A 19,341-nucleotide genomic window follows, 5' to 3' on the forward strand; every position below is an offset into this window, starting at 1 on the left:
TATTATGAAAAAAATTAGCTTATTATTCACTCTTATACTACTGCTTCAATCATGTGAACAAATGATTGAAATAGATTTACCAACAGATCAAATAGCCACTGAAGGTATTTTTAAAGATAAACGAACAGCTAGATCAGCTCTTGCCAACTTATACATAAATCTTAGAGAAAGCTCTATTTATAGCGGTAATAGTCAAGGCATTGGTTCTCAATTAGGTTTATACACGGATGAACTTGATCCCATAACAATACCTCCTACAGAAGATAGTTCACTCCTTTATAATAATATGATAGACCCTACTAGATATGTTCTTTCTACGTTTTGGAACACCTCTTACTCTCATATTTATGCCATTAATGCTTTTATAAATGGAATTTCAAAATCTGACGCTCTCCTAGAAGAAGATAGAACTAAATTAATCGCTGAAGCGAAAATTCTAAGAGCTATGTATTATCAAGCCATTACTCAAATATTTGGTGATGTCCCCTATACAGCATCTACTGATTACAAAACAAATATTACTATCAAAAAGACTCCTGTAATTGAGATTCTAAAACTCATTGAACAAGACCTTTTACAAACTATTGAAGACCTTCCTTATAGCTATAGATCTTCAAATAGATACTACCCTAACAAGGCAGTTGCTGAACTTATTTTAGCTAAAAACTATTTACTTCAAAAAAAATATGACAAAGCTGAATTTTATTCTAAGTTAATCATTGACAACCCCTTATATAGCTTAGAATATGACTTATCAAAAACTTTTAAAAACACAGCAAAAAGTACACTTTGGCAACTTAGCAATAATTCTAACATAACGGCTACTTATGAAGCAAATAATTATATAATGTTAGTTAGTGATTGGAAATACAAACTAAGCACCTCTTTACTTAACTCATTTGATAATAAAGACCTTAGAAAAACAAACTGGACTAATGAATACCCAAATACAAATAAATTCTATGCTTTTAAATATAAAAATTATACTGCCAACTCAAATGAGTGCTCCATTCTTTTCAGAATCGAAGAGGCTTATTTTATAATGGCCGAAGCACTTATTTATCAAAACAAAGAACAAGAGGCCATTTCTTATATAAACCCTATAAGACACAAAGCAGGATTAACCGATCTTCCAAATACTATAGACCAAGAAGAAATTATATATAAGATGCTTGAAGAAAGCAAAAAAGAATTTTTCCTTGAACACGCACGAAGATTCTTTGATTTAAAAAGAAATAATAAGCTATATCTTTTAAAAGCTACTAAAGCTAATTGGCAGGACAAACACGCATTATTGCCCTATCCTGAGAAAGAAATCCTTATCAATCCTAATCTAAATCCTCAAAATGAATATTAATATAAAAACCTTTTATGCTACTTTGTTTCTGCTACTAAGTATACTAACAAGTTCAGCACAAACAATTAATGATAGTTTGAAATACAGTGAGCTTATAAATAGTTTACTCTCTAAGAATGGGAAAATAGCTGTTATACACAAATATTATAAACCTGATTCTAAAAGAGATAGTGTATTTATATATAATGAAGGAAAATTAATAGACAGCAAACAATCTAACTTTAATTACAGACAATTTAAAAACAATTCAATTATTTCATACAATACTAATAAAAAAGAAATAGAAATACTTAATGGACATACATTAAAAAATCAAATTATTCCTAATGTAACCAAGCCTATTATTATAGAAAATTATGGTCTTCTTTTTTATTTAAATTCAAGTACCAAAATCTATAATCTTGTTCAAATACTTCAAAAGGGAAATAAAGTAATTTGGACAAGTCCAAAAGACAAAGTGTCTTTCACAGATGTAAGTGATGACAAACAAAATCTTATCATTCAATACAGTAACAAACAAAAGGGAATCGAAATCATTAATTTAACAAATTTTAAAAAGACTGTAAACAAAGAGATTAAATTCACTATTAAACAAGCGATATGGAGTAAAAAACATCCTATTGTTTTTCTTTTACCAAATTCAATAGGTGACAATAAATACCCTTTTGTGACCTTTTATCACTACAATAATAATTTTATTAAAAAACAAGTCCTAAATGATAGTAGTTATTATCATGATTTAGAATCAACAAGTAATAATAGCTTTAAAATTATACGAACTTATAATTCCAACTATCTACCATATAATACAAAAAAAGTGGAACTATGGAGTACAAATGATCGTTATTTACGAAATGCTATATCTAAAGCTGGAGCTCAAACAACAACAACAAATGAGCATACCTTCTTTAATTACACAAACAATGAAGCTACTCTTTCTGAAAAATTAAATAACTATGAGTCCATTTCTTTAAATGAGAACACTTTTCTTGTATTTGATTCCAATCAGTATCTTGATTACACATATCAATGGTCTTCTAGACCTCGAGATATAAGTATTTATAATATCAAAGAAGATACTCTAACAGTAATTGTAAAACAACTAAACTCCCCCTTTAATACAACGAGCTTATCTCCAAAAGGAAATTACTTTATATATAGTAAAGAAAACACTTTACACTTCTACAATACTAATGAGAGAATAATTGAAAATACTTTGAAACTAAAAAAAAATAATGAGTTAAAAAAAGTAAGACTCAGAACTTGGTCTCAAGATGAAAGATTCTTTTATTTTTCGGCAAATTCTAACCTTATGAGATATGACACTAAAACCAAAACCTTCAAAACAATTATAAGTTCCAATAGTGCAGATTTACACTATTCAGTCCTTAATTCATCAAACAATAGTACATATAATGCAAACAGTGAACTATATTATCACTCTCTTTCAAATAATAACAATCTACTTCTTGTTAAAAAATGGGACTCGAAAAAAAACACACAATCACTTGTAGTATTAGATAATGAAAAACAAAATTGGATAGTTAAAGATACGGAGAATCGTATCTCAAATATAAAATATAGTGACGACCTTAAGAGCATTACTTACTCTTTAGAAAATTTTAATAACCCCAAATCTGTCTATCTATTTCAAAAAAATAAAACTATACTACTTTTAGAAAACAAAATTACTAAAGAACATTTCTCTTGGCAGAAACAAAAGATTATTTCTTATAAAGACAAGTATGGGAATAACTTAAAAGGTGTCTTATTTTATCCTAAAGATTTTGATCCGAACAAAAAATACCCAATGATTACTCATATTTATGAAATACAAAATCAAATAGCTAATATTTTCACATACCCTACCTATCTTAATAGTAATGGATTTAATATAACTCTTTTACAGGAAAACAAGTATTTTGTTTTCTTACCTGACATCTTCGACACTCAACAAGGAACTGGATTATCTGCTCTTCATTGTGTGGAACAAGCTATAGATTCAGTACTTAAACAGGAAAAATCTATAGATAAAAATAATTTAGGTTTATATGGTTTTTCTCATGGAGGATACGAAACCAACTTTATTATAACACAAAACCATATGTTTAAAGCAGCAGTAAGCGGATCCGGAAACTCTGATATCATAAGGTCTTATTTTTCATACAACGAGAATTTTGTTTCACCATTCTTCTTTCAATTTGAAAATGGACAATACAAAATGCCTAAAACATTTAAAGAAGATAAAGACTTATATTTAAAAAATTCTCCCATACTATATACTGATCAAATTAAAACTCCCTTACTTACTTTCACAGGAAAAAAAGATGAAAATATTCATTGGGAACAACAAAGAGAATTCTTTATTGCCATGTTACGTTATAAAATTCCTCATGTAGCATTATTTTATAATAATGAAGGTCATGGTCTTTTAAAGAAAGAAAATCAAATAGATATTACCAAAAGGCTTATTCAATGGTTTGATTACTTTTTAAAAGATATTGATACAAAAGAAGCAAATTGGGTTTATCAATACACAACCTTTGAAGAAGAAAGAATAACTAATAACTAAAAAAGAGGACGCTGTTATAGCGTCCTCTACTATTTTAATACCTTAATTAAATTATTACTCTTCTACTTTAAATAAAGGCAATGTACAAACAGTATTTTCTAGTGGCCCTTGTTTACCATACAAAAGATGTTCTGTACTCCCTTCAATCCAAGTACATGCAATATCTCCTTGCGTATCACACATTGTTCTTTCTCTACAAACAAGCCCATCATTATCCATTTTCTGATAACCAGGCACAATTGTTTGGGCGTTTTTCATGGCATTTGTTGCAAATGCACTTCCGATAGCAAGAGCAAATACACCGATTGGCAATCCTGCTGATTTTAAAAACTTTTTCATCTTAATAAAATTTAAATTGGTTAGTAGCTTGTTTTTAAAGACCAAGCTAAACTTTAATCAAACTTGTCTGTCAGGGATTTGGCCAGTCTATAACGCACAAGTTTTTGATCAAATAGACCATATATGTAATGATCTGTAACAATTAAATCAGAAAGCTTCTCTTGCCCTAGGTGATAGATATAAAAGCTTGCGATATAACTGTCTTTTACAAAGTCGTAGATATCAACAATACTAGCTTGTCTCCAGATTGCCTTAGACTCATTTTGTCCAAGAGAGTTTGATATAATAAACAGAAGATTGTTTTTAACTACTACTTTCTTATTTATGGGGCTAACAGGAGTTGTCATCTTGTTTTCTCCTGAGGCTAATTTTGCCGCGGTTATATGAAGTGATTTTGTGGTATCTATTGTGTTTTGCCTTTTTAATAATTCTAAAGCAGGACTTGTCAGTACGTACTGGTTTTTATAAAAGTAAGTATAGATTAAAGTTTTGTTTTGTTTACTTAGGCTAAAACTCCCATCACTGTCAAAGACTCCATCGGAATCACTCTCCAATATACTAGCATCAATAAACGCTCTTGGGGTAGTTTGAGAATTAATAATTCCTAATACATTTTTGTAGTCCTGACTACTTTGACTTTTAATTGCAATAGATGTGGAATCAATGGCAATAAAATCGTTAAAGTAAGCTTCTTTAAAACTAAATATTTTTGTTTGTTTTATTTTTTCATTAGAGTTTAGCTCTCCTTTATAAACAATTGGAATTGATCCATCTGCTAAGAAAAAATAAGGATAGACTGTTTTTAATCTTAAGTACCTATAAGGAAAATGTGTTGAATCAATTTTTATTAAGTAGTCTTCTCTTTGCATTAAGGAATCTACACTAATAAATCTAAGTGGAGATTTAGTATTACCTAAGTAAAGTTTGTCTTTATAGTAGCCTGAGAAATAAAACGTATTTACCTTTAAATCTAAAGTATCCTTTTCTACCACTCCATGAGGTAGGTATCTTCTTATAAAAGGATTTTCTTTTTTTATGATATGTTCTGAGGATAAAAAAACAAGTATAATAACACTACTACTTACAAGTGTGGTTACAATAGATAAAAGATAGAATCGTTTTGGTTTATATTCTTCAAAGAAAAGGGCAAGTAGAATTAAAACACTTATTATTATATTAAACCATAAATGTTCATTCCAACTTAACCTTTCAAGCACTCCCCCACATGAGCAGGGAATAAAGTCACTGTAGTTTAGAATTAAGTAGATGTAAATGGAAAATGCAACCATTAAACCATAGCTTAGATAAAGAGCCGATACCTTTGTCTTTTCTAAGACAAGTAGCAAAGAGATACTTATCTCAACAATTATAACCATGTAGGCTATAGTGTTTGCATAAACACTTAGAAGTGGGGACTGAGTGAGTTGTACTTTAAACTCATCAAAGACAACAAGCTTACTTATTGCTGCGTAGACAAAAAGTAAAACAAGAAAATAACGAACAAATAAAATAAACCTAGTTTTCATAATGATTGCATTTTGGGAGAAACAAAGCTACAAATCACTATTTTTCAATTCAATACGTATTTCTACGTAGTGTGTCCTATTTTGGAACAGAATGTCTATATAAGCGGTTTTGTTTTATTGAAGTATTCGCATTACACCTTTAGTTTAAGCTTGTTTAGAATAAACATTTTTCACTAAAACATTTTAAAAACACTAAATTCTGCAATAAAGTCAAAAATCATTAAAAACAGATTATTTTTTATATTTTTTTAGCCATAAACAGCTAAATACAATATTAAAAATTTGAACATAACTTATCTTTTTCTATAATAAAACAACAATCACTCTGTTTTTTACTTTATTACAAGCACATATCTAACTCAAAACAAGTAAACTAAAGCTTTTAATATAAAAAATAATGGTTGAGTATCAAAGGTTGGTGAAATAAAAAGCCCTTAAACAGAGGCTATTTTGCTTTTGGATACTACATGTATATTCTGATGAAAGTACACTACTTATTACAGTAAATCAATGTTAAACTGATAAAATAAAAAAAGCCTGACTCAACCTTTTTATGCTTAGTACACACTTCTAATGAGAACTCCACTGATAATCAAAATTTACTTTGTAATACTTTATTGAGTTTTCTTTATTCAATTTTATATATAGGTTACTATATCTGAAATTTCTTTTATAAGAAAACATATTTTTCCAAAGTTCTTCTTGGTAATTTTCTTTATGAATTTGTCTATATTGTTCTTCAATATCAAGATTAAACTGATTTAAAGATATTACTTTATGATTTTTCGGTATTTCATCTAAGTTAACTTCTTGGATTAAGTCAAAATAGAAATTATCTGAACTATTTTTATATTGCCATTTTTCTTTATTTTTATTGAAAGAAAACCACTCGGTAGAACTATTTAGTAACTCTTTATCAGTATCTAAAACAAGAACCTCTCTTACTGTTATTTTTTGGCCATATAAAGGTTTGAAAGCAATTAGTATTAATAGCAGTAGTATAAATTTAAAGTAGTGTTTATTTACAAGTGGTTTTGTTTTTTGCATTTTTATATTCTTTTAAGTTGTATTCTAATGTTTTTTTTTAAAATCAAGTGAAAGATTTACAGCAGTTTAGGATTCCAAAACTGTATTATAAGAGATAAGTCTATAAAATTAGGGTTATATTAATATGAGACGGATATGTAGTTAAATCTAACCTTGTATAGTTTCTCTGCGTTATCTGATTTTACTCTAACAAAAAGATTTGTAAAATTATAATTACCAAAATACATTCTGCCAAGATCTAAAAATTTTTTATTATAGATATTATTATAGTATTAGTCTAACATAAACTTATCAAAATCATTTATAGAGTATTCTTTTGTAAAAGCATGAGTAGGTACTTCTTCAAGAAATGTAAATTCATAAGTGTCTAAACGAGCTCCTCCATCATTTGAAGGCAAAAAAATACTTGAGATTTTATTTTCTTCTTCTACTAGTCTGTAGCTTTTGTCTTTAGTTATGCTTACAACAATTGTATCAGTAATATTAACTTGGGCTAATGAAATATTAGCAATAAGACATATGATAATTGATAAAATATGGTTTCTCATATTATTGACATTCAATTGTTCTGTTATTAGTTCTATATACTCAGGTGGATGTTTTACAATAATAGGAGTTTTATTAATACTTAATTGTATTAAGTACTAATAAAAACGTTTATTTAAGTAGCCTAGAAGATTATGGTTTGTTGTTTTATACAATTTAATATTGTTTTTATCTCTACTGTCCTTAATAATTACATTATCAAATGTAAATGACCCTTGTAATATAGCAGGTCGGTTCTTGTTGTTTTGATATTCCATTAGTTCTTAATATTTACAATCACTATAACTAATAAAAAGAAGAATATCCATTTTTTGATATTTTACATCAGTATCTAACGAACTTAGTTCTTCTACAATTTTAAAATCATTTTGTATTCTAGTACTGTAACTAAAATGGTTTAAAGTTACTTTTGAAATCAGACTATTTTCCTCTTCTATAATTATTCTGACATAATTATCATTCTTGTCTACATTAAGTATAGTAGTATTATTGGATCTTTAATTTGAGACATACTAGTTTGTAATATAAATAATAAGAATAATATGTATTTGATATTTATTTGCATTCTATCTTGTTATTTAGTGATTTATATTCTTGTAGAGATGATTTTATTTGATTTTGTTCTTTATCACTTAGATTTTGAAAAGTTTTGACATTTCATTCCCTTTACCAGAGATTGAACAAGTAAACAAAGTAAAAACTAAGAGTGTTATCTTTTTGAAGCTTTTACTTACAAGTGGTTTTGTTATTTTTATCTGTATACTATTCTTGTTGAGTTGTTTCTAATTGTTTTTCTCCTTACTCATTTAGAAATTCAATATACTGACCTTCAAAAGAAAAATGCTTTATCTCTCCATTGCTTTTCTTGACGATACACTTATTTGAGTTCTCCATTTTTATAATACTATCCCCCACTACAGCATAGCTTCCAATGATAGTAGTGGGAAATACATTGATTAATTTATCATTTTGAATTCTAATTTTTAAAAAGGTATGAGGTAGTTTTTCACGAGGATTAAATTTCTCTACAACTACTCCTTTAACCCCTGTAGTGTAATTGCTTAGTACTTTTTGTTCTTGTTGCAAATTAGTATAATAACCAATAACAAAAAGATTCAACGCTATTATAAGCCCTATTATAATTTTATTTTTCATCAAGTGTCTTCTATGATCTATGATTCTACTAAAGTATGCATTATCGTAAGTAAAATAACGCTTTGGGTTTTAAAAAATAATTTGTTTTAGAGAAACACTTTTTTCAAAACCAATTATAACGTTCTTATTGTTTATAGATAGGCTATATTTAGGTAAATAATTAAATTTATTTTTTTATTAAAAATAATATACTTACATTTGCAGATGTAAATATGAATAGGCGAAATTTTCATCAAAATAACAGCTGATTATTTACTTTAGTAGTTCTACACTATATTAAGAATTTATTACTCTTTAAACTTCAGTATAAAATAAATTCTATTATTTAATAGCACTTTTAAAAAAATCATTTTTTTATTTTTTAAAGTAAAATTTCATGTACTCAAAGCATGGTTATCTTTTATACAATACCTCTACTGTATTAAAGTAAATAAAAAAATAGGCATTGTATGATTTTAAATAGTAATTCTCATTTAATAAAAGTAATTGATGATTTAAATAAGTTGTTCTTTTTCAATTTAATCAACATCTTTTAAGGTATCTAAAAAATACTCCTTCTATATAATAGGAATAAAAAACAACCTTTTATTAGGTGTTTTTATGTCTTACAACTTATAAAATACTTAAATCTAACCATTAATATTATTTGTAACAATCATATTAAAAGTTAGATAGCTAATACTTTATTTATAATATTGAGTTTAGATTGCACAACGCACTTAAAAAGATTATATCTAACTAAAGTAAGTAATACAAATTCAACTAATACAATAAATATTTACACAAAAAAATTCATTTAGCTATACAAAATAGCCAAATTATCTTATTATAAAAACAAATAGGTTATGAATTTCACAAAGAATTTCAAGCCAATAACAATATATATGAATAGAATAGAAATACAACACCAAGATCATAGAGATGATCTTACCTTAGAAGAAATGATTATATCAAAAAGTATGAATGGATGGATATTACAACTATACCTTCAACTATTTAAAAAAAAGCCTTCTAGTTTATAAATTAAGAGGGCTATAAAATAAATTATCTAAGATAAAACCCCTAGTAAATACTTTATTAGGGGACAATTAAAATATTAAATTAATAATTAAGATTATGCAAGAAGGTACAGTAAAATTTTTCAATGAAACAAAAGGATTCGGATTTATAACAAATGGAAATGAAGATATTTTTGTTCACGCTACAGGTTTAGAAGATGACATTAGACAAGGTGATAATGTAACATATAACGTAGAAAAAGGACAAAAAGGTTTCAATGCCGTAAATGTAAAAAGAGCATAGTATTAGAAGTAATTTTTACATCTAAGTTCGCTTTAAATTTGCAAATATTAGTGTTTTTAAACACATCATTAGTAATAATTGATGTGTTTTTTGTTTTTAAAAAATAATTGGTTTTAGAAAAACACTTTTTCCAAAACCAATTATAACAATCTTATAATAATAAAAATTAATACCTAAAACCACCTATCCAATCTAAAAAGGTAAATACCTTAGAATATCAACATTGAGTTTACCTTAAAATAATCTTCTTTTTTAAAGGCTACATTGTAGCTTACTTAATAAAGCTTTATAGTAATGATCTAAGTACACGACAAAAAACTAAAGCAATTGATATTTAAAGGGTTGTATTCATTTTTAGAAAGTAATAATCTTGATAAGTAGTCAAGTCCAAGTTTAAATACACTAATAAGCCTATTGCCATGATTCTTGATTTTGATAGGTTTTATAGTGTCAATATAGTCCCCAATCTTATAGCACCACACAAAAGCGATCATCACTAACATGAGTAGTTTTTCAATTCTATCTATTTTTTTCAAGTGTGTATCTTCTATATTAAAGCCACTAGACTTGAAGGCTTTAAATAGTGTTTCTATCTGCCATCTTATTTTGTAAGTATCTAAAGCTTTCTCTGGTTTATTAAAACCTATGATTATACAGAAGTCTATTTTACCATCTGTTATCACTTTAGTTCCAGAGATATAACATAGCTGATTATGAATTCTAACAATCTTGTGATACTGTCTTGTTTGACCAGGTTTTAAGTTATTAAATAGATGAGAAGCTGTTATTTCTTTCTGTTTACTATACAAGTAAACCTTGAAGTTATTTCTAATACGAATGTAATATTTAATTTGCTTATCATTTAGATAGCTAATCCAATCCTCTCCAACAAATTCTCTATCTGCTAATACACAATTAATACAATCTTTACCAAACCAATCAATAAAAGTATTAATGAGTTCTTTTCGCTCATTTGTATTTGAATTACCTCGTTTATCTAACATTTTAAACAGTATTGGAAAACACATATTCTTATAACTAATACCTAGCATTAAGATGTTTATGTCTTGTTTACCAAACTTCCAATTGGTGCGATCCATTACAAGAACATAGGATTCCTGGGTAGGAATAAGCCCAAAGATAAGTCTTGAAATCCATTCCAATTTTAAATCAACTGAGGATATAAAGCGCTGAATACGTCTATAGTTACTACTAGTTTCAGCACAGTTGTCAAATCCAGTTGATACTTTAGAAAAATTCACAGACTTTACTTTGCATAGAGAGACGATAAACAAACAAATAAGTCGGATCCTAGCTAACCCTAATTTACCTTTAAAATTGGCTTTTATAGTTGTTAGAAGTTCTGTATTTTTGTACTCTAGGCTGTTGTTCGTTTTTAAAGACATTCTGTAGGAGGAAAACTTTAATATACTGAATATCAGCCTTTTTTGCAAATCACTCCTCCCTTTATTTCTCTTAAAATCAACTAATTAATACTTTTGTCGTGTACTAAGAGTAATGATATAATAACCATACTCTGTGTTTTTATCACCAACAGGACAAATAAACAAGTAACTATCTCTTGATACTTGATAATAAGTAACCAAAGATTGCAAGGGTATATTAATAGGGGTAGCTGTTTTTAAAAATGTTTCCAGGTTATCTACCACTAAGGTTTTATTTTGAAACTCTTTATCATGAAGTTTGAAGAACTTTTCAATGCCTTCTAACAATCTACCTACTATAAAAATCCCAGGTACTATAGGGTAATTATCAAAGTGACCTTTACAATGCTCTATGGTAAATGCTGGAATATCAATACTAAAATGCGCTGGCTTACCTAAATCAATTTCCACTTCTTGATATACTAGGTCATTTTTAACAGGGATCCTCTGGGTATAAAAACCACTAAAAACTTGCTGAAAAGCATTCTGATTAAAAATTACATATTCCAGCTCAGAGGTATAAACCAATTGTGACTGATTATCAAAAATATCTAATAATACTTTGCCTTTTCGCTCTGAAAAACAAACAGTTCTAGCGCAGTATCTTAACTCTTGATCCATTGTTGTATTACTAATCTTTCTTATTCGAATTTTTTCAGCTAAAAAAAAGGTTTTCTCACAGACCCTCATATCCTGTAGCAATGATATACTGGCTAATGTTGCGGCAGTTTGTCCTATCTTTTTAAACTCCTTAAACTGATTTTCAGAGCTAGTTGTAGTATATTCTACACTAGATTGGTTTATAATTAATTTATCTAATTCAAACAGATACGGATACCCCTCTCCTATAGATTCATATATATGCTCCATACTATAAACTATTTTGTTTAAATATATAGGTACATGTTATATTTGAATGCTGATCATAAGAGCACTGAGGTACGTGAATTTCAATATGATTTAATCCAAGATAATCTTTAATTCCTTCCATAAAAGCAATTAAAGTAGGGAAGCTTAGATACTGATCGATTTTATAGAGTTTAGCCGCCCTGTGATAACGATCTGCTCCCTTTAGCTCTATAACTGCATAATCCGGGGTATAATCTTTAACTTGAAACTTAAACTCTGGGCTAGAGGTATAAATGGCAGAAATAGCCACTAAGATTAATGATCTACAATCACGAATCATATTAGGGTCCTTGTCTAGGGCTTGTTGTGCTTTTACTCTTCCTAGATCATAGAACAATGCCTCAGAATGTACCCTTATTTGATCTACCCCATGTCTTTGCCCGATTAATTGCAATTGCAAGGCATAGAACTGTGAGGTAATATTAGATAAATTAATGGCTAAATCTGATACAGATCCTGGAAGATACAAATCCACTAGTCTTTCTTTGATTTCTTGTGAAGGATACTGATCATTCCCTCTTAATAAGTTCAATTCTGAAAATAAGGTGTTTTGTTGTTTCATAATACAATTAAATTTAAAAAATATTTATTTTTAAATTTAATAATAAATATTGTAAAAATTATAACTAATCAAAAGTATATTTATTTTCAAAACAAAAAACAAAACACATTTTAATACACACATCATATTTATAATCTATAAAAAAATAAAATAACATCAAAAACAAAGCAATTAAAAACAAAATAGTTTATTTCAAAACCTTATATAAAAAAGTATAAAACTGTGTTTTTTATATATTTAAAACAAACAAAAAACTACTAAATATTGAGATTTTACGCTATTTAAACAAACTCACCTACCTTAGGCTAAGTTTTAAAAAACAGTTAACTTTTTTAAGAAGATATGATAGTTTTAAAACCTATACCCCCCTTAGATCTTAAAATAAGAGAACTAGAAAAGAACATCTCTTTTATTATCAACAGCCTCAAGTTTGTTTTTTTATTATAATGTGATTTAAAAGCAATCAATTACAGCTTTTTTTACGTAGACTAGTTAGTTTTTTTTATGGTTTATTTTTTTTAGAGGTTTTATAACTGTTTATAAAATCCTGTTTTTTAATATAATGCATTGAAATTGCATATAAAACAACGCCTGTAAAATTATAAGATCCTGTTTTTTCAAGTAAACCTTCTTTGTGTTTTTCAACTGTCCTACAACTAATATGTAAGATATCAGCTATTTCAGAGGAGCTAAGCTGTCTAGCGCTAAGAGTTATAATTTCTAATTCTCTTTGGGAGAAAACACATGTGGTGTTTTCTATATCAAAACTAAGTTTTATTAGAACCTTTCTAACCCTTTTACCAAAATACTCTAATGATTTGTTAACTGTTAAAATAGCTTTTTCAATATCCTTTGATTTTGCTTTTTTACTTAAGTATCCTGAGATATTAAACTTAAGCATTCTAGCGATACTATGATGATCATAAAAGCTAGAAAGTATAATTACCTTTAAAGAAGGATAGATTTTATTTAACTCTGCCACTGTTTGATAGCCATCCATTTTAGGCATCTGAATATCTAAAAATACAATATCAACCTCTACTGTCTTTAAGCCTTGTAATAATTTTAGCCCATTAGAACTTTTTAAGACCACCTCTACAGAGCTAATCCTAGATATGATCAATTCAAAACCATCTCGAAAGACTGTGTGATCATCCACTATTGCTACTTTTATTATTTTGCTTTGCATAATAAATACCTATTGCATTTGAATTCTCTTCTCTTATATGCCTAAAATCAGCATTAATTTGTTTTAATCTAGCATGTATATTACTAAGACCTATACCCTTTTTGGCGTTATCACTTTTTATATCAGAATCATACCCTATTCCATTATCACTAATTAATAAGATAAATTTACCCTTATCCCAAAGAAGTCTTAAACTTACCTTACTAGCCCCGCTGTGCTTTATGATATTTTGTATCAGCTCTTGAACTACTCTATAAAAAATTAGTTTTACATTTTGATCTAACTCAAAACTAACTGGCTCATAGTGATAACTAAACTCAATACTACTTGCCTTGTTAATTCGGCCTATATAATCAGATAAAATACTCTCTAAAGGATTATCCTCAATATAAGGTGGAGATAAATGATAACTCAGCTCTTGAAGCTGACTATAAGTGTTTAAAGTTATTTTCTTTATCTGTTTTAAGGCATCTTTTTTTGTCTTTTTATCTTGATAGAGTTTTATTATCTGTAGAAAACTTAACACACATGCCAACTCGTTACACACCCCATCGTGAAGCTCTCTTGAAATGCGAGCTCTTTCCTTGTGCTCAGCTTCTAAAATAATACTAAGTCGGTTGTTTAAAAGTTTGATTTGATACTCTTTAAGATTTTTTTGATACAATATCACAATAGCGATAACCACGCCACACAAAGCAGTGGCTGAGATTGTGGCCAACCAAAAGATAATCGTTATTTTATTTTCCATATTCCAATAGATATTACAATTCTAAGGGTTAAGCTCCCTAGAATATTAATTAACCAATAATCTAAAAAATACAATTTATTATCCACTCTATAACTACACAACACAAACAAAGGTATAGTCACACTATAATAAACGAAAAGGCCTATTACCATATAAAAATCAGCCCTTTTAAAGAGTCTTAGGCTTGTTTTTTGAATAAAATTCTGATTAATGACAATAAAACTAGAAACAATCACAAAAATCATTACAAAAACCTTATTTATAGTTTTTGATACCAGAAAATGATGGTTTGTTAAAAAGCGGAATGAAAACAGATAAACTATTACAAAAAGACCTAAAGACAGGTAAAAGTAAGCCTTTGGTTTTCTATTTAATAAGTTTATAAAAAGGTAAAACAGAGCTATAAACTCTAAAAGGGAATAAACTTGGAACCATGCAAGAACATTAATCTTTAAAATAAGACTTGCTATTGTCTCGTACAAAGAAGCAATAAAAAACAATAAAACAATTCCCAAATAAGCTTTATCACAATTAATACCCTTTTGCCTTTTATACAAGTAAAGACAAAAGGGTATAATTCCAAACAATAAAGTTAATACTATTACCCCCATTGATACATAAAGCTTGCTTTTATCCCAAAGTATTATCATACGAACAAGCAGGAGGACAAGTGATTAATTCCTCTAGGATAATTCCATCGCTAATATCCTGCCCTTTTTGATCTACTCCTACTAAAACCATATTGGTTAAAGCGGTTTGTTTATTGAGTCCTGGATAAATACGCATACCTATACAACTGGTTTGACTCAAAAGCGCTTGTAGTTTATCTACCCCTACATAATAGCTATTTATCGCATCTGGATACTGAGCTTTAAACTCAGTGATATACTCAATAGCTTTTTGTTTTGTGACCACTTGACCACTTTGATTTGAAATTTTCATAAAAATACTGATTTATAATTAATCCATAAAGTTTAATACTTTAAACTACAAAGTCAATACGTATTTTTACGTAATTATACGTATAAATACGTATTGATTAAGATTAATATTTTTACTTATTTAGCACAGTTATCCAAAAAACAACATTTATGATAAATCTAAAAACAAAACCAACCTTAATAAAAATTACAACTCATGAATCAAACAACAACAACAAAAAATGCCCTTAGTCAGATTATCAAAAAAGAAGCTGAACTAGGGGCATTAGAATCTGTTTCTATCTCAAGTACATTAGAAATGATCGAGTTTTTAAAAGCTGTTTTAAAACAAATCAAAAAACAAGTTCTCCTTTATGGTTTTACCAGTCAAGAGCAAGAAATTGATTTTTTTAAAAACATTAAACCTTTAATTCTTGGAAAGCTTATCTTTTACAATAAATTATACGGTTTTAAGTGCGAGTCTCCAAGTGATATATTATCTGCTAAGATATACTTCCAAGAAAAACTAAAACAACTGCACAGTGAATATAAAAAATATCACCTATATAGTGAGATCTATAAATATTATAAAACAAAGGCTTCACATAGAGATATAGAATACTTTACAACAGGGCACATAAATAAAACACATCTGGTAAATAGTTTTAGTTTTGAAATAAACCCTAAATTCTCGACCTTTTATGATTATAAAATAGCACGTATTATAACCTATGAACTTCTAAGTGCGTATTTAAACAATAAAACAACCTCTTACAATTCTCTTATAGGTACAGCCACGCAAAACGCTATAACCTGGTCTGAATCAAATAGCGCATTAATAGAACTAATATATGCCTTGTATGTAACAAAATCTGTAAACCATGGTAAGGTTAAAATAAAAAAACTATCAAAAGCTTTAGGACAAGTTTTCCAAATTAATATCTCAGATAATATTCATCATACCTTTCACCGGATGAAAACAAGAAATTACTCAAGGACAATGTTTTTAGATAAATTAAAAAAATCCCTTGAGGACTATATGGATAAGGACTACTAGCATAGGAATTAAAAATAAAACTAAAAAAGACCACTTACATATAACCTTAACCTACAGTGGTCTTTTTTATTTAAAAGAAAATCTTTGAATCTTAATCAAAAACTATACGTATCAATAGATATATTATATCTTATCGTTTTGAAAACAACAAAATAATGATATTAAACTTTCCAAAGTGACACGGTTTGAACCGAAATAACTACAAGAACACAGAGCGCCTGATTACAAATGATAAAAGGTCTGTTTTCAAAACAAAAACAGACCTTTTATAAGTTTAATCCAAGAATATCTAGTACTTTTTCATGCTCTTAAACAATCCATATACTTGAGAATATTCTGGCTCTTTAATCACTTTTACTTCTGCTACACCTTCTAATCTAGCTGATGTAATATAACGACACAATAATAGATAAATCTCTTTTGCCTCTTGATCTACATTTATCTCTAACTGCATTGGTCTATCATCTGCAGTCTCTTGATCAGTTAAACTTACCCAATCATTGTTATTAAACATATTTATAATATGCATATCATCAGGTCCAAATGGCTCTGTTCCACGCTCAGGATGAGCAAACTTAACCATGCCACCCATAGAGGTAAGTTTTCCACCACTTTTTTTACTATAAATTTCAGTTCCTCCTAAGTAGGTATAACCTGCAGCAAATAATACACCTACGATGGCTGCACCACGTACTAACCATCCCTCCATAATAATACCTGGAAAAATAATTAAAACAAGAAAACCTAAGGTAAAGATACCTCCTATTACTTTCTTTGTTACGTTTGTTCTTTCTTCAAAATGTTCTGGTTGAGATTTAAAAAACTCAAACAATTGATCTGGATACTTCTGTTTCATAATTTTATTATTTATATTTCACTTAAATTCATCATACTACGCGATAAACACACATTATTATAGAAGTTATTCACGCTGTTACCTTTTGCTATTTTAGTATTGTCAAGCCCTAATAATCCTTCGGGAATATTAATTGCTGCATAGAAGTGATTAAAAGCATATGAAATCATTATGTCTTTATCATATCTCTTTTTAAGTTCTACCATTTTTCTCATTCTACTAGGCGTTAATATATAACGGGCTAAAGTATCATCACTACTATAAACAGTAAAGGCATGCTCAAACTCTACATCTTCCATTTTAATTAACTCAATTCCATCTCTATTTTTAAGTTTTTGAATATTATCTGCTAGGTAATCCATATGTTTCTCTAATTTATCAGGGACTATAATTACAATACCTCCTATATTTTTCTTTAAAGACACTGTGCTAAACATTCCTCTAAAATCTAGGGTTATATCTTCCATTCTCTTTGAGAATATCCCTCTAAACATATAGATAACAACTGTGATAAATGTTCCTACTGAAGACTTAGAAAGCCAATACATCAATGTACTCTTTTTAAGTCCTATATCATTAATTGTTATTGTGCTACCTTGCTCAGAAAGCTTGAGTTCACCTAATGAATAGGCAGAAATTTTGTCTCGTTGTATATTGCCAAAAAATCCGCTAAGCATTAGTTTAGATATGGAAAAAGCTCCTTTTTCAAAACTATATTGACCACTGGGCAGGATTGTCTTAATAATTTTTTGGATTGCCTGTTGCTCGGTTTGAATATATTTAGAGTAATAATAACTCGTACCGAGTGTTCCTATGATAATTAAAACAAATAGAGGTATGATTATATAAAGTATTGTAGTGTTATCTATTTGATCAAACCATTGACTATGAGTATAAATTAGAATATTAAATGAAATAAAAATTCCTAAGAAGTAAACAATACTTCCTCCGTATGATAAAACCTTAAACAGGTTCAGTATACGCGTATGCTTTTTTACTTTTAACAATGTACTTTGTAATTCTAATTCTAGTTTGTCTATTTCTTCTTTTTCCATTATTTAGTAAATAAAGATCTTACATCTATATCTTTAGCTTCTTCTTCGCTAAATGCAATTAGCTCCACTACTTTATAATTCTTGGTTGAAGCAATAATAGAAGATGGAAACATTTGAACATAATTATTATAATCAACAGCAGCAGCATTAAAAGATCTACGCGCTGCTTGTATTTGCAACTCCATTTCTTCTAAAGAATCTATTAACTTAGTAAATTGACTATCCGCTTTAAGGTCTGGATACTCTTCAGAGAGTAATTTAATAGAAGGCAGATCTATAGAAGAAGTTTCTTTGGTATCTAGTGCATTACTTCTGAGTTTTGTAACCTCTAATAGAATATTGCTTTCATGATCAACATACTTCTCTATCGAAGCCACTATATTAGGAATCAAACTACTTCTTTGTTTTAACATAACAGATATACTACTATCTGCTTGTTTAATTCTATTGTTTTTGTGAACAAAAGAATTAAGAGTTTTAATCCACCATAAAACAATAATTGTTACAATAAGTAAGGGTACTAAATAATATGTAATCATATCTTAAAAGTTATTCTACTCTAAGTAATAGTTTTCTTTAATTTTAACCAAAAGTAGTTAACATTAACTTAATATAAAAATTGTACGCATCAATATTTTTATATATTTTACAATTTACAAGTACTATTATTTCTTATAACTGCTCTTTTAACAGCATAACAAACTAAGCGCTGAGATAAATACCACAATTATTAACTTAAAACCTGGTCAAACAAGA

Annotated in this window: 19 protein-coding genes; 5 read left to right on the forward strand and 14 right to left on the reverse strand. The window is 28.2% G+C overall.

Annotated features, from left to right (window positions below; all coding sequences use genetic code 11):
- Nucleotides 1-4: 4 nt before the first annotated feature.
- Nucleotides 5-1,357, forward strand: coding sequence for a RagB/SusD family nutrient uptake outer membrane protein (locus tag MPR_RS10640; protein ID WP_041892425.1), 1,353 nt, complete (start codon nt 5-7; stop codon nt 1,355-1,357).
- Complete coding sequence (locus tag MPR_RS10645; protein WP_041892427.1) at nt 1,347-3,929, forward strand: alpha/beta hydrolase family protein; 2,583 nt, start codon at nt 1,347-1,349, stop codon at nt 3,927-3,929. Before MPR_RS10640 ends, MPR_RS10645 begins: the two co-directional genes overlap by 11 nt.
- A gap of 54 nt (nt 3,930-3,983) precedes the next feature.
- On the opposite strand, the gene MPR_RS10650 is transcribed toward MPR_RS10645, so the two are convergent.
- The 5 genes from MPR_RS10650 to MPR_RS10670 form a co-directional block, all read right to left on the reverse strand.
- A complete protein-coding gene (locus MPR_RS10650; RefSeq protein ID WP_041892431.1) occupies nt 3,984-4,268 on the reverse strand; it encodes a DUF6520 family protein in 285 nt (94 codons plus the stop codon).
- A gap of 53 nt (nt 4,269-4,321) precedes the next feature.
- Nucleotides 4,322-5,794, reverse strand: a complete 1,473-nt coding sequence (locus MPR_RS10655; protein ID WP_041892433.1) for a MauE/DoxX family redox-associated membrane protein — start codon at nt 5,792-5,794, stop codon at nt 4,322-4,324.
- Nucleotides 5,795-6,364: 570 nt separating this feature from the next.
- Nucleotides 6,365-6,841 carry a hypothetical protein gene (locus tag MPR_RS10660; protein ID WP_041892436.1) on the reverse strand — a complete coding sequence of 159 codons (477 nt, stop codon included), beginning with the start codon at nt 6,839-6,841 and terminating at the stop codon, nt 6,365-6,367.
- Nucleotides 6,842-7,113: 272 nt separating this feature from the next.
- Nucleotides 7,114-7,389 carry a hypothetical protein gene (locus tag MPR_RS18935; RefSeq protein WP_235280435.1) on the reverse strand — a complete coding sequence of 92 codons (276 nt, stop codon included), beginning with the start codon at nt 7,387-7,389 and terminating at the stop codon, nt 7,114-7,116.
- Nucleotides 7,390-8,185: 796 nt separating this feature from the next.
- Nucleotides 8,186-8,542 (reverse strand): hypothetical protein, encoded by a 357-nt coding sequence (locus MPR_RS10670; RefSeq protein WP_041892439.1) that lies wholly within the window; start codon nt 8,540-8,542, stop codon nt 8,186-8,188.
- 884 nt (nt 8,543-9,426) lie between these two features.
- On the opposite strand from MPR_RS10670, the gene MPR_RS18700 reads away from it, so the two are divergent.
- Both MPR_RS18700 and MPR_RS10675 read left to right on the forward strand, forming a co-directional pair.
- Complete coding sequence (locus MPR_RS18700) at nt 9,427-9,564, forward strand: hypothetical protein (protein WP_162484060.1); 138 nt, start codon at nt 9,427-9,429, stop codon at nt 9,562-9,564.
- Between the two features lie 94 nt (nt 9,565-9,658).
- Nucleotides 9,659-9,844 carry a cold-shock protein gene (locus MPR_RS10675; RefSeq protein WP_041892443.1) on the forward strand — a complete coding sequence of 62 codons (186 nt, stop codon included), beginning with the start codon at nt 9,659-9,661 and terminating at the stop codon, nt 9,842-9,844.
- A 299-nt stretch (nt 9,845-10,143) separates the two neighbouring features.
- Here MPR_RS10675 and MPR_RS10680 read toward each other — a convergent pair whose 3' ends face one another.
- The 6 genes from MPR_RS10680 to MPR_RS10710 form a co-directional block, all read right to left on the reverse strand.
- Nucleotides 10,144-11,250 carry an IS4 family transposase gene (locus tag MPR_RS10680; protein WP_041892005.1) on the reverse strand — a complete coding sequence of 369 codons (1,107 nt, stop codon included), beginning with the start codon at nt 11,248-11,250 and terminating at the stop codon, nt 10,144-10,146.
- An 84-nt stretch (nt 11,251-11,334) separates the two neighbouring features.
- Entirely contained in the window at nt 11,335-12,159 is an 825-nt protein-coding gene (locus MPR_RS10685) for a hypothetical protein (RefSeq protein ID WP_041892447.1), read from the reverse strand.
- Between the two features lies 1 nt (nt 12,160).
- Nucleotides 12,161-12,760, reverse strand: coding sequence for a hypothetical protein (locus tag MPR_RS10690; protein WP_041892449.1), 600 nt, complete (start codon nt 12,758-12,760; stop codon nt 12,161-12,163).
- Between the two features lie 502 nt (nt 12,761-13,262).
- Nucleotides 13,263-13,949: a response regulator transcription factor gene (locus MPR_RS10695; protein WP_041892453.1), complete on the reverse strand. Its 687-nt coding sequence runs from the start codon at nt 13,947-13,949 to the stop codon at nt 13,263-13,265.
- Complete coding sequence (locus tag MPR_RS10700) at nt 13,912-14,697, reverse strand: sensor histidine kinase (RefSeq protein ID WP_041892456.1); 786 nt, start codon at nt 14,695-14,697, stop codon at nt 13,912-13,914. Before MPR_RS10700 ends, MPR_RS10695 begins: the two co-directional genes overlap by 38 nt.
- Nucleotides 14,698-15,327: 630 nt before the next feature.
- Nucleotides 15,328-15,639 (reverse strand): hypothetical protein, encoded by a 312-nt coding sequence (locus MPR_RS10710; protein WP_041892459.1) that lies wholly within the window; start codon nt 15,637-15,639, stop codon nt 15,328-15,330.
- Between the two features lie 195 nt (nt 15,640-15,834).
- On the opposite strand from MPR_RS10710, the gene MPR_RS10715 reads away from it, so the two are divergent.
- Nucleotides 15,835-16,674 (forward strand): RteC domain-containing protein, encoded by an 840-nt coding sequence (locus tag MPR_RS10715; protein ID WP_041892461.1) that lies wholly within the window; start codon nt 15,835-15,837, stop codon nt 16,672-16,674.
- Between the two features lie 289 nt (nt 16,675-16,963).
- Here MPR_RS10715 and MPR_RS10720 read toward each other — a convergent pair whose 3' ends face one another.
- The 3 genes from MPR_RS10720 to MPR_RS10730 are packed head-to-tail and all read right to left on the reverse strand — an operon-like array spanning nt 16,964 to nt 19,124.
- A complete protein-coding gene (locus tag MPR_RS10720) occupies nt 16,964-17,530 on the reverse strand; it encodes a hypothetical protein (protein ID WP_041892465.1) in 567 nt (188 codons plus the stop codon).
- Between the two features lie 11 nt (nt 17,531-17,541).
- Nucleotides 17,542-18,585: a DUF3137 domain-containing protein gene (locus MPR_RS10725; RefSeq protein WP_041892468.1), complete on the reverse strand. Its 1,044-nt coding sequence runs from the start codon at nt 18,583-18,585 to the stop codon at nt 17,542-17,544.
- Nucleotides 18,585-19,124: a LemA family protein gene (locus MPR_RS10730; protein ID WP_041892470.1), complete on the reverse strand. Its 540-nt coding sequence runs from the start codon at nt 19,122-19,124 to the stop codon at nt 18,585-18,587. The genes MPR_RS10725 and MPR_RS10730 overlap by 1 nt, the downstream gene beginning before the upstream one ends.
- Nucleotides 19,125-19,341: the final 217 nt, after the last annotated feature.

The sequence above is a fragment of the Myroides profundi genome, assembly GCF_000833025.1.
Lineage (GTDB): Bacteria > Bacteroidota > Bacteroidia > Flavobacteriales > Flavobacteriaceae > Flavobacterium > Flavobacterium profundi_A.

What these genes read in the sequence shown, in the direction of transcription:
- MPR_RS10655 (WP_041892433.1), bottom strand. Translation starts at nt 5,794, where the DNA reads ATGAAAACTAGGTTTATTTTATTTGTTCGTTATTTTCTTGTTTTACTT.
- MPR_RS10645 (WP_041892427.1), top strand. Translation starts at nt 1,347, where the DNA reads ATGAATATTAATATAAAAACCTTTTATGCTACTTTGTTTCTGCTACTA.
- MPR_RS10720 (WP_041892465.1), bottom strand. Translation starts at nt 17,530, where the DNA reads ATGAAACAGAAGTATCCAGATCAATTGTTTGAGTTTTTTAAATCTCAA.
- MPR_RS10700 (WP_041892456.1), bottom strand. Translation starts at nt 14,697, where the DNA reads ATGGAAAATAAAATAACGATTATCTTTTGGTTGGCCACAATCTCAGCC.
- MPR_RS10725 (WP_041892468.1), bottom strand. Translation starts at nt 18,585, where the DNA reads ATGGAAAAAGAAGAAATAGACAAACTAGAATTAGAATTACAAAGTACA.
- MPR_RS10670 (WP_041892439.1), bottom strand. Translation starts at nt 8,542, where the DNA reads ATGAAAAATAAAATTATAATAGGGCTTATAATAGCGTTGAATCTTTTT.
- MPR_RS18700 (WP_162484060.1), top strand. Translation starts at nt 9,427, where the DNA reads ATGAATAGAATAGAAATACAACACCAAGATCATAGAGATGATCTTACC.
- MPR_RS10730 (WP_041892470.1), bottom strand. Translation starts at nt 19,124, where the DNA reads ATGATTACATATTATTTAGTACCCTTACTTATTGTAACAATTATTGTT.
- MPR_RS10710 (WP_041892459.1), bottom strand. Translation starts at nt 15,639, where the DNA reads ATGAAAATTTCAAATCAAAGTGGTCAAGTGGTCACAAAACAAAAAGCT.
- MPR_RS10695 (WP_041892453.1), bottom strand. Translation starts at nt 13,949, where the DNA reads ATGCAAAGCAAAATAATAAAAGTAGCAATAGTGGATGATCACACAGTC.
- MPR_RS10690 (WP_041892449.1), bottom strand. Translation starts at nt 12,760, where the DNA reads ATGAAACAACAAAACACCTTATTTTCAGAATTGAACTTATTAAGAGGG.
- MPR_RS18935 (WP_235280435.1), bottom strand. Translation starts at nt 7,389, where the DNA reads ATGAGAAACCATATTTTATCAATTATCATATGTCTTATTGCTAATATT.
- MPR_RS10660 (WP_041892436.1), bottom strand. Translation starts at nt 6,841, where the DNA reads ATGCAAAAAACAAAACCACTTGTAAATAAACACTACTTTAAATTTATA.
- MPR_RS10680 (WP_041892005.1), bottom strand. Translation starts at nt 11,250, where the DNA reads ATGTCTTTAAAAACGAACAACAGCCTAGAGTACAAAAATACAGAACTT.
- MPR_RS10685 (WP_041892447.1), bottom strand. Translation starts at nt 12,159, where the DNA reads ATGGAGCATATATATGAATCTATAGGAGAGGGGTATCCGTATCTGTTT.
- MPR_RS10640 (WP_041892425.1), top strand. Translation starts at nt 5, where the DNA reads ATGAAAAAAATTAGCTTATTATTCACTCTTATACTACTGCTTCAATCA.
- MPR_RS10650 (WP_041892431.1), bottom strand. Translation starts at nt 4,268, where the DNA reads ATGAAAAAGTTTTTAAAATCAGCAGGATTGCCAATCGGTGTATTTGCT.
- MPR_RS10715 (WP_041892461.1), top strand. Translation starts at nt 15,835, where the DNA reads ATGAATCAAACAACAACAACAAAAAATGCCCTTAGTCAGATTATCAAA.
- MPR_RS10675 (WP_041892443.1), top strand. Translation starts at nt 9,659, where the DNA reads ATGCAAGAAGGTACAGTAAAATTTTTCAATGAAACAAAAGGATTCGGA.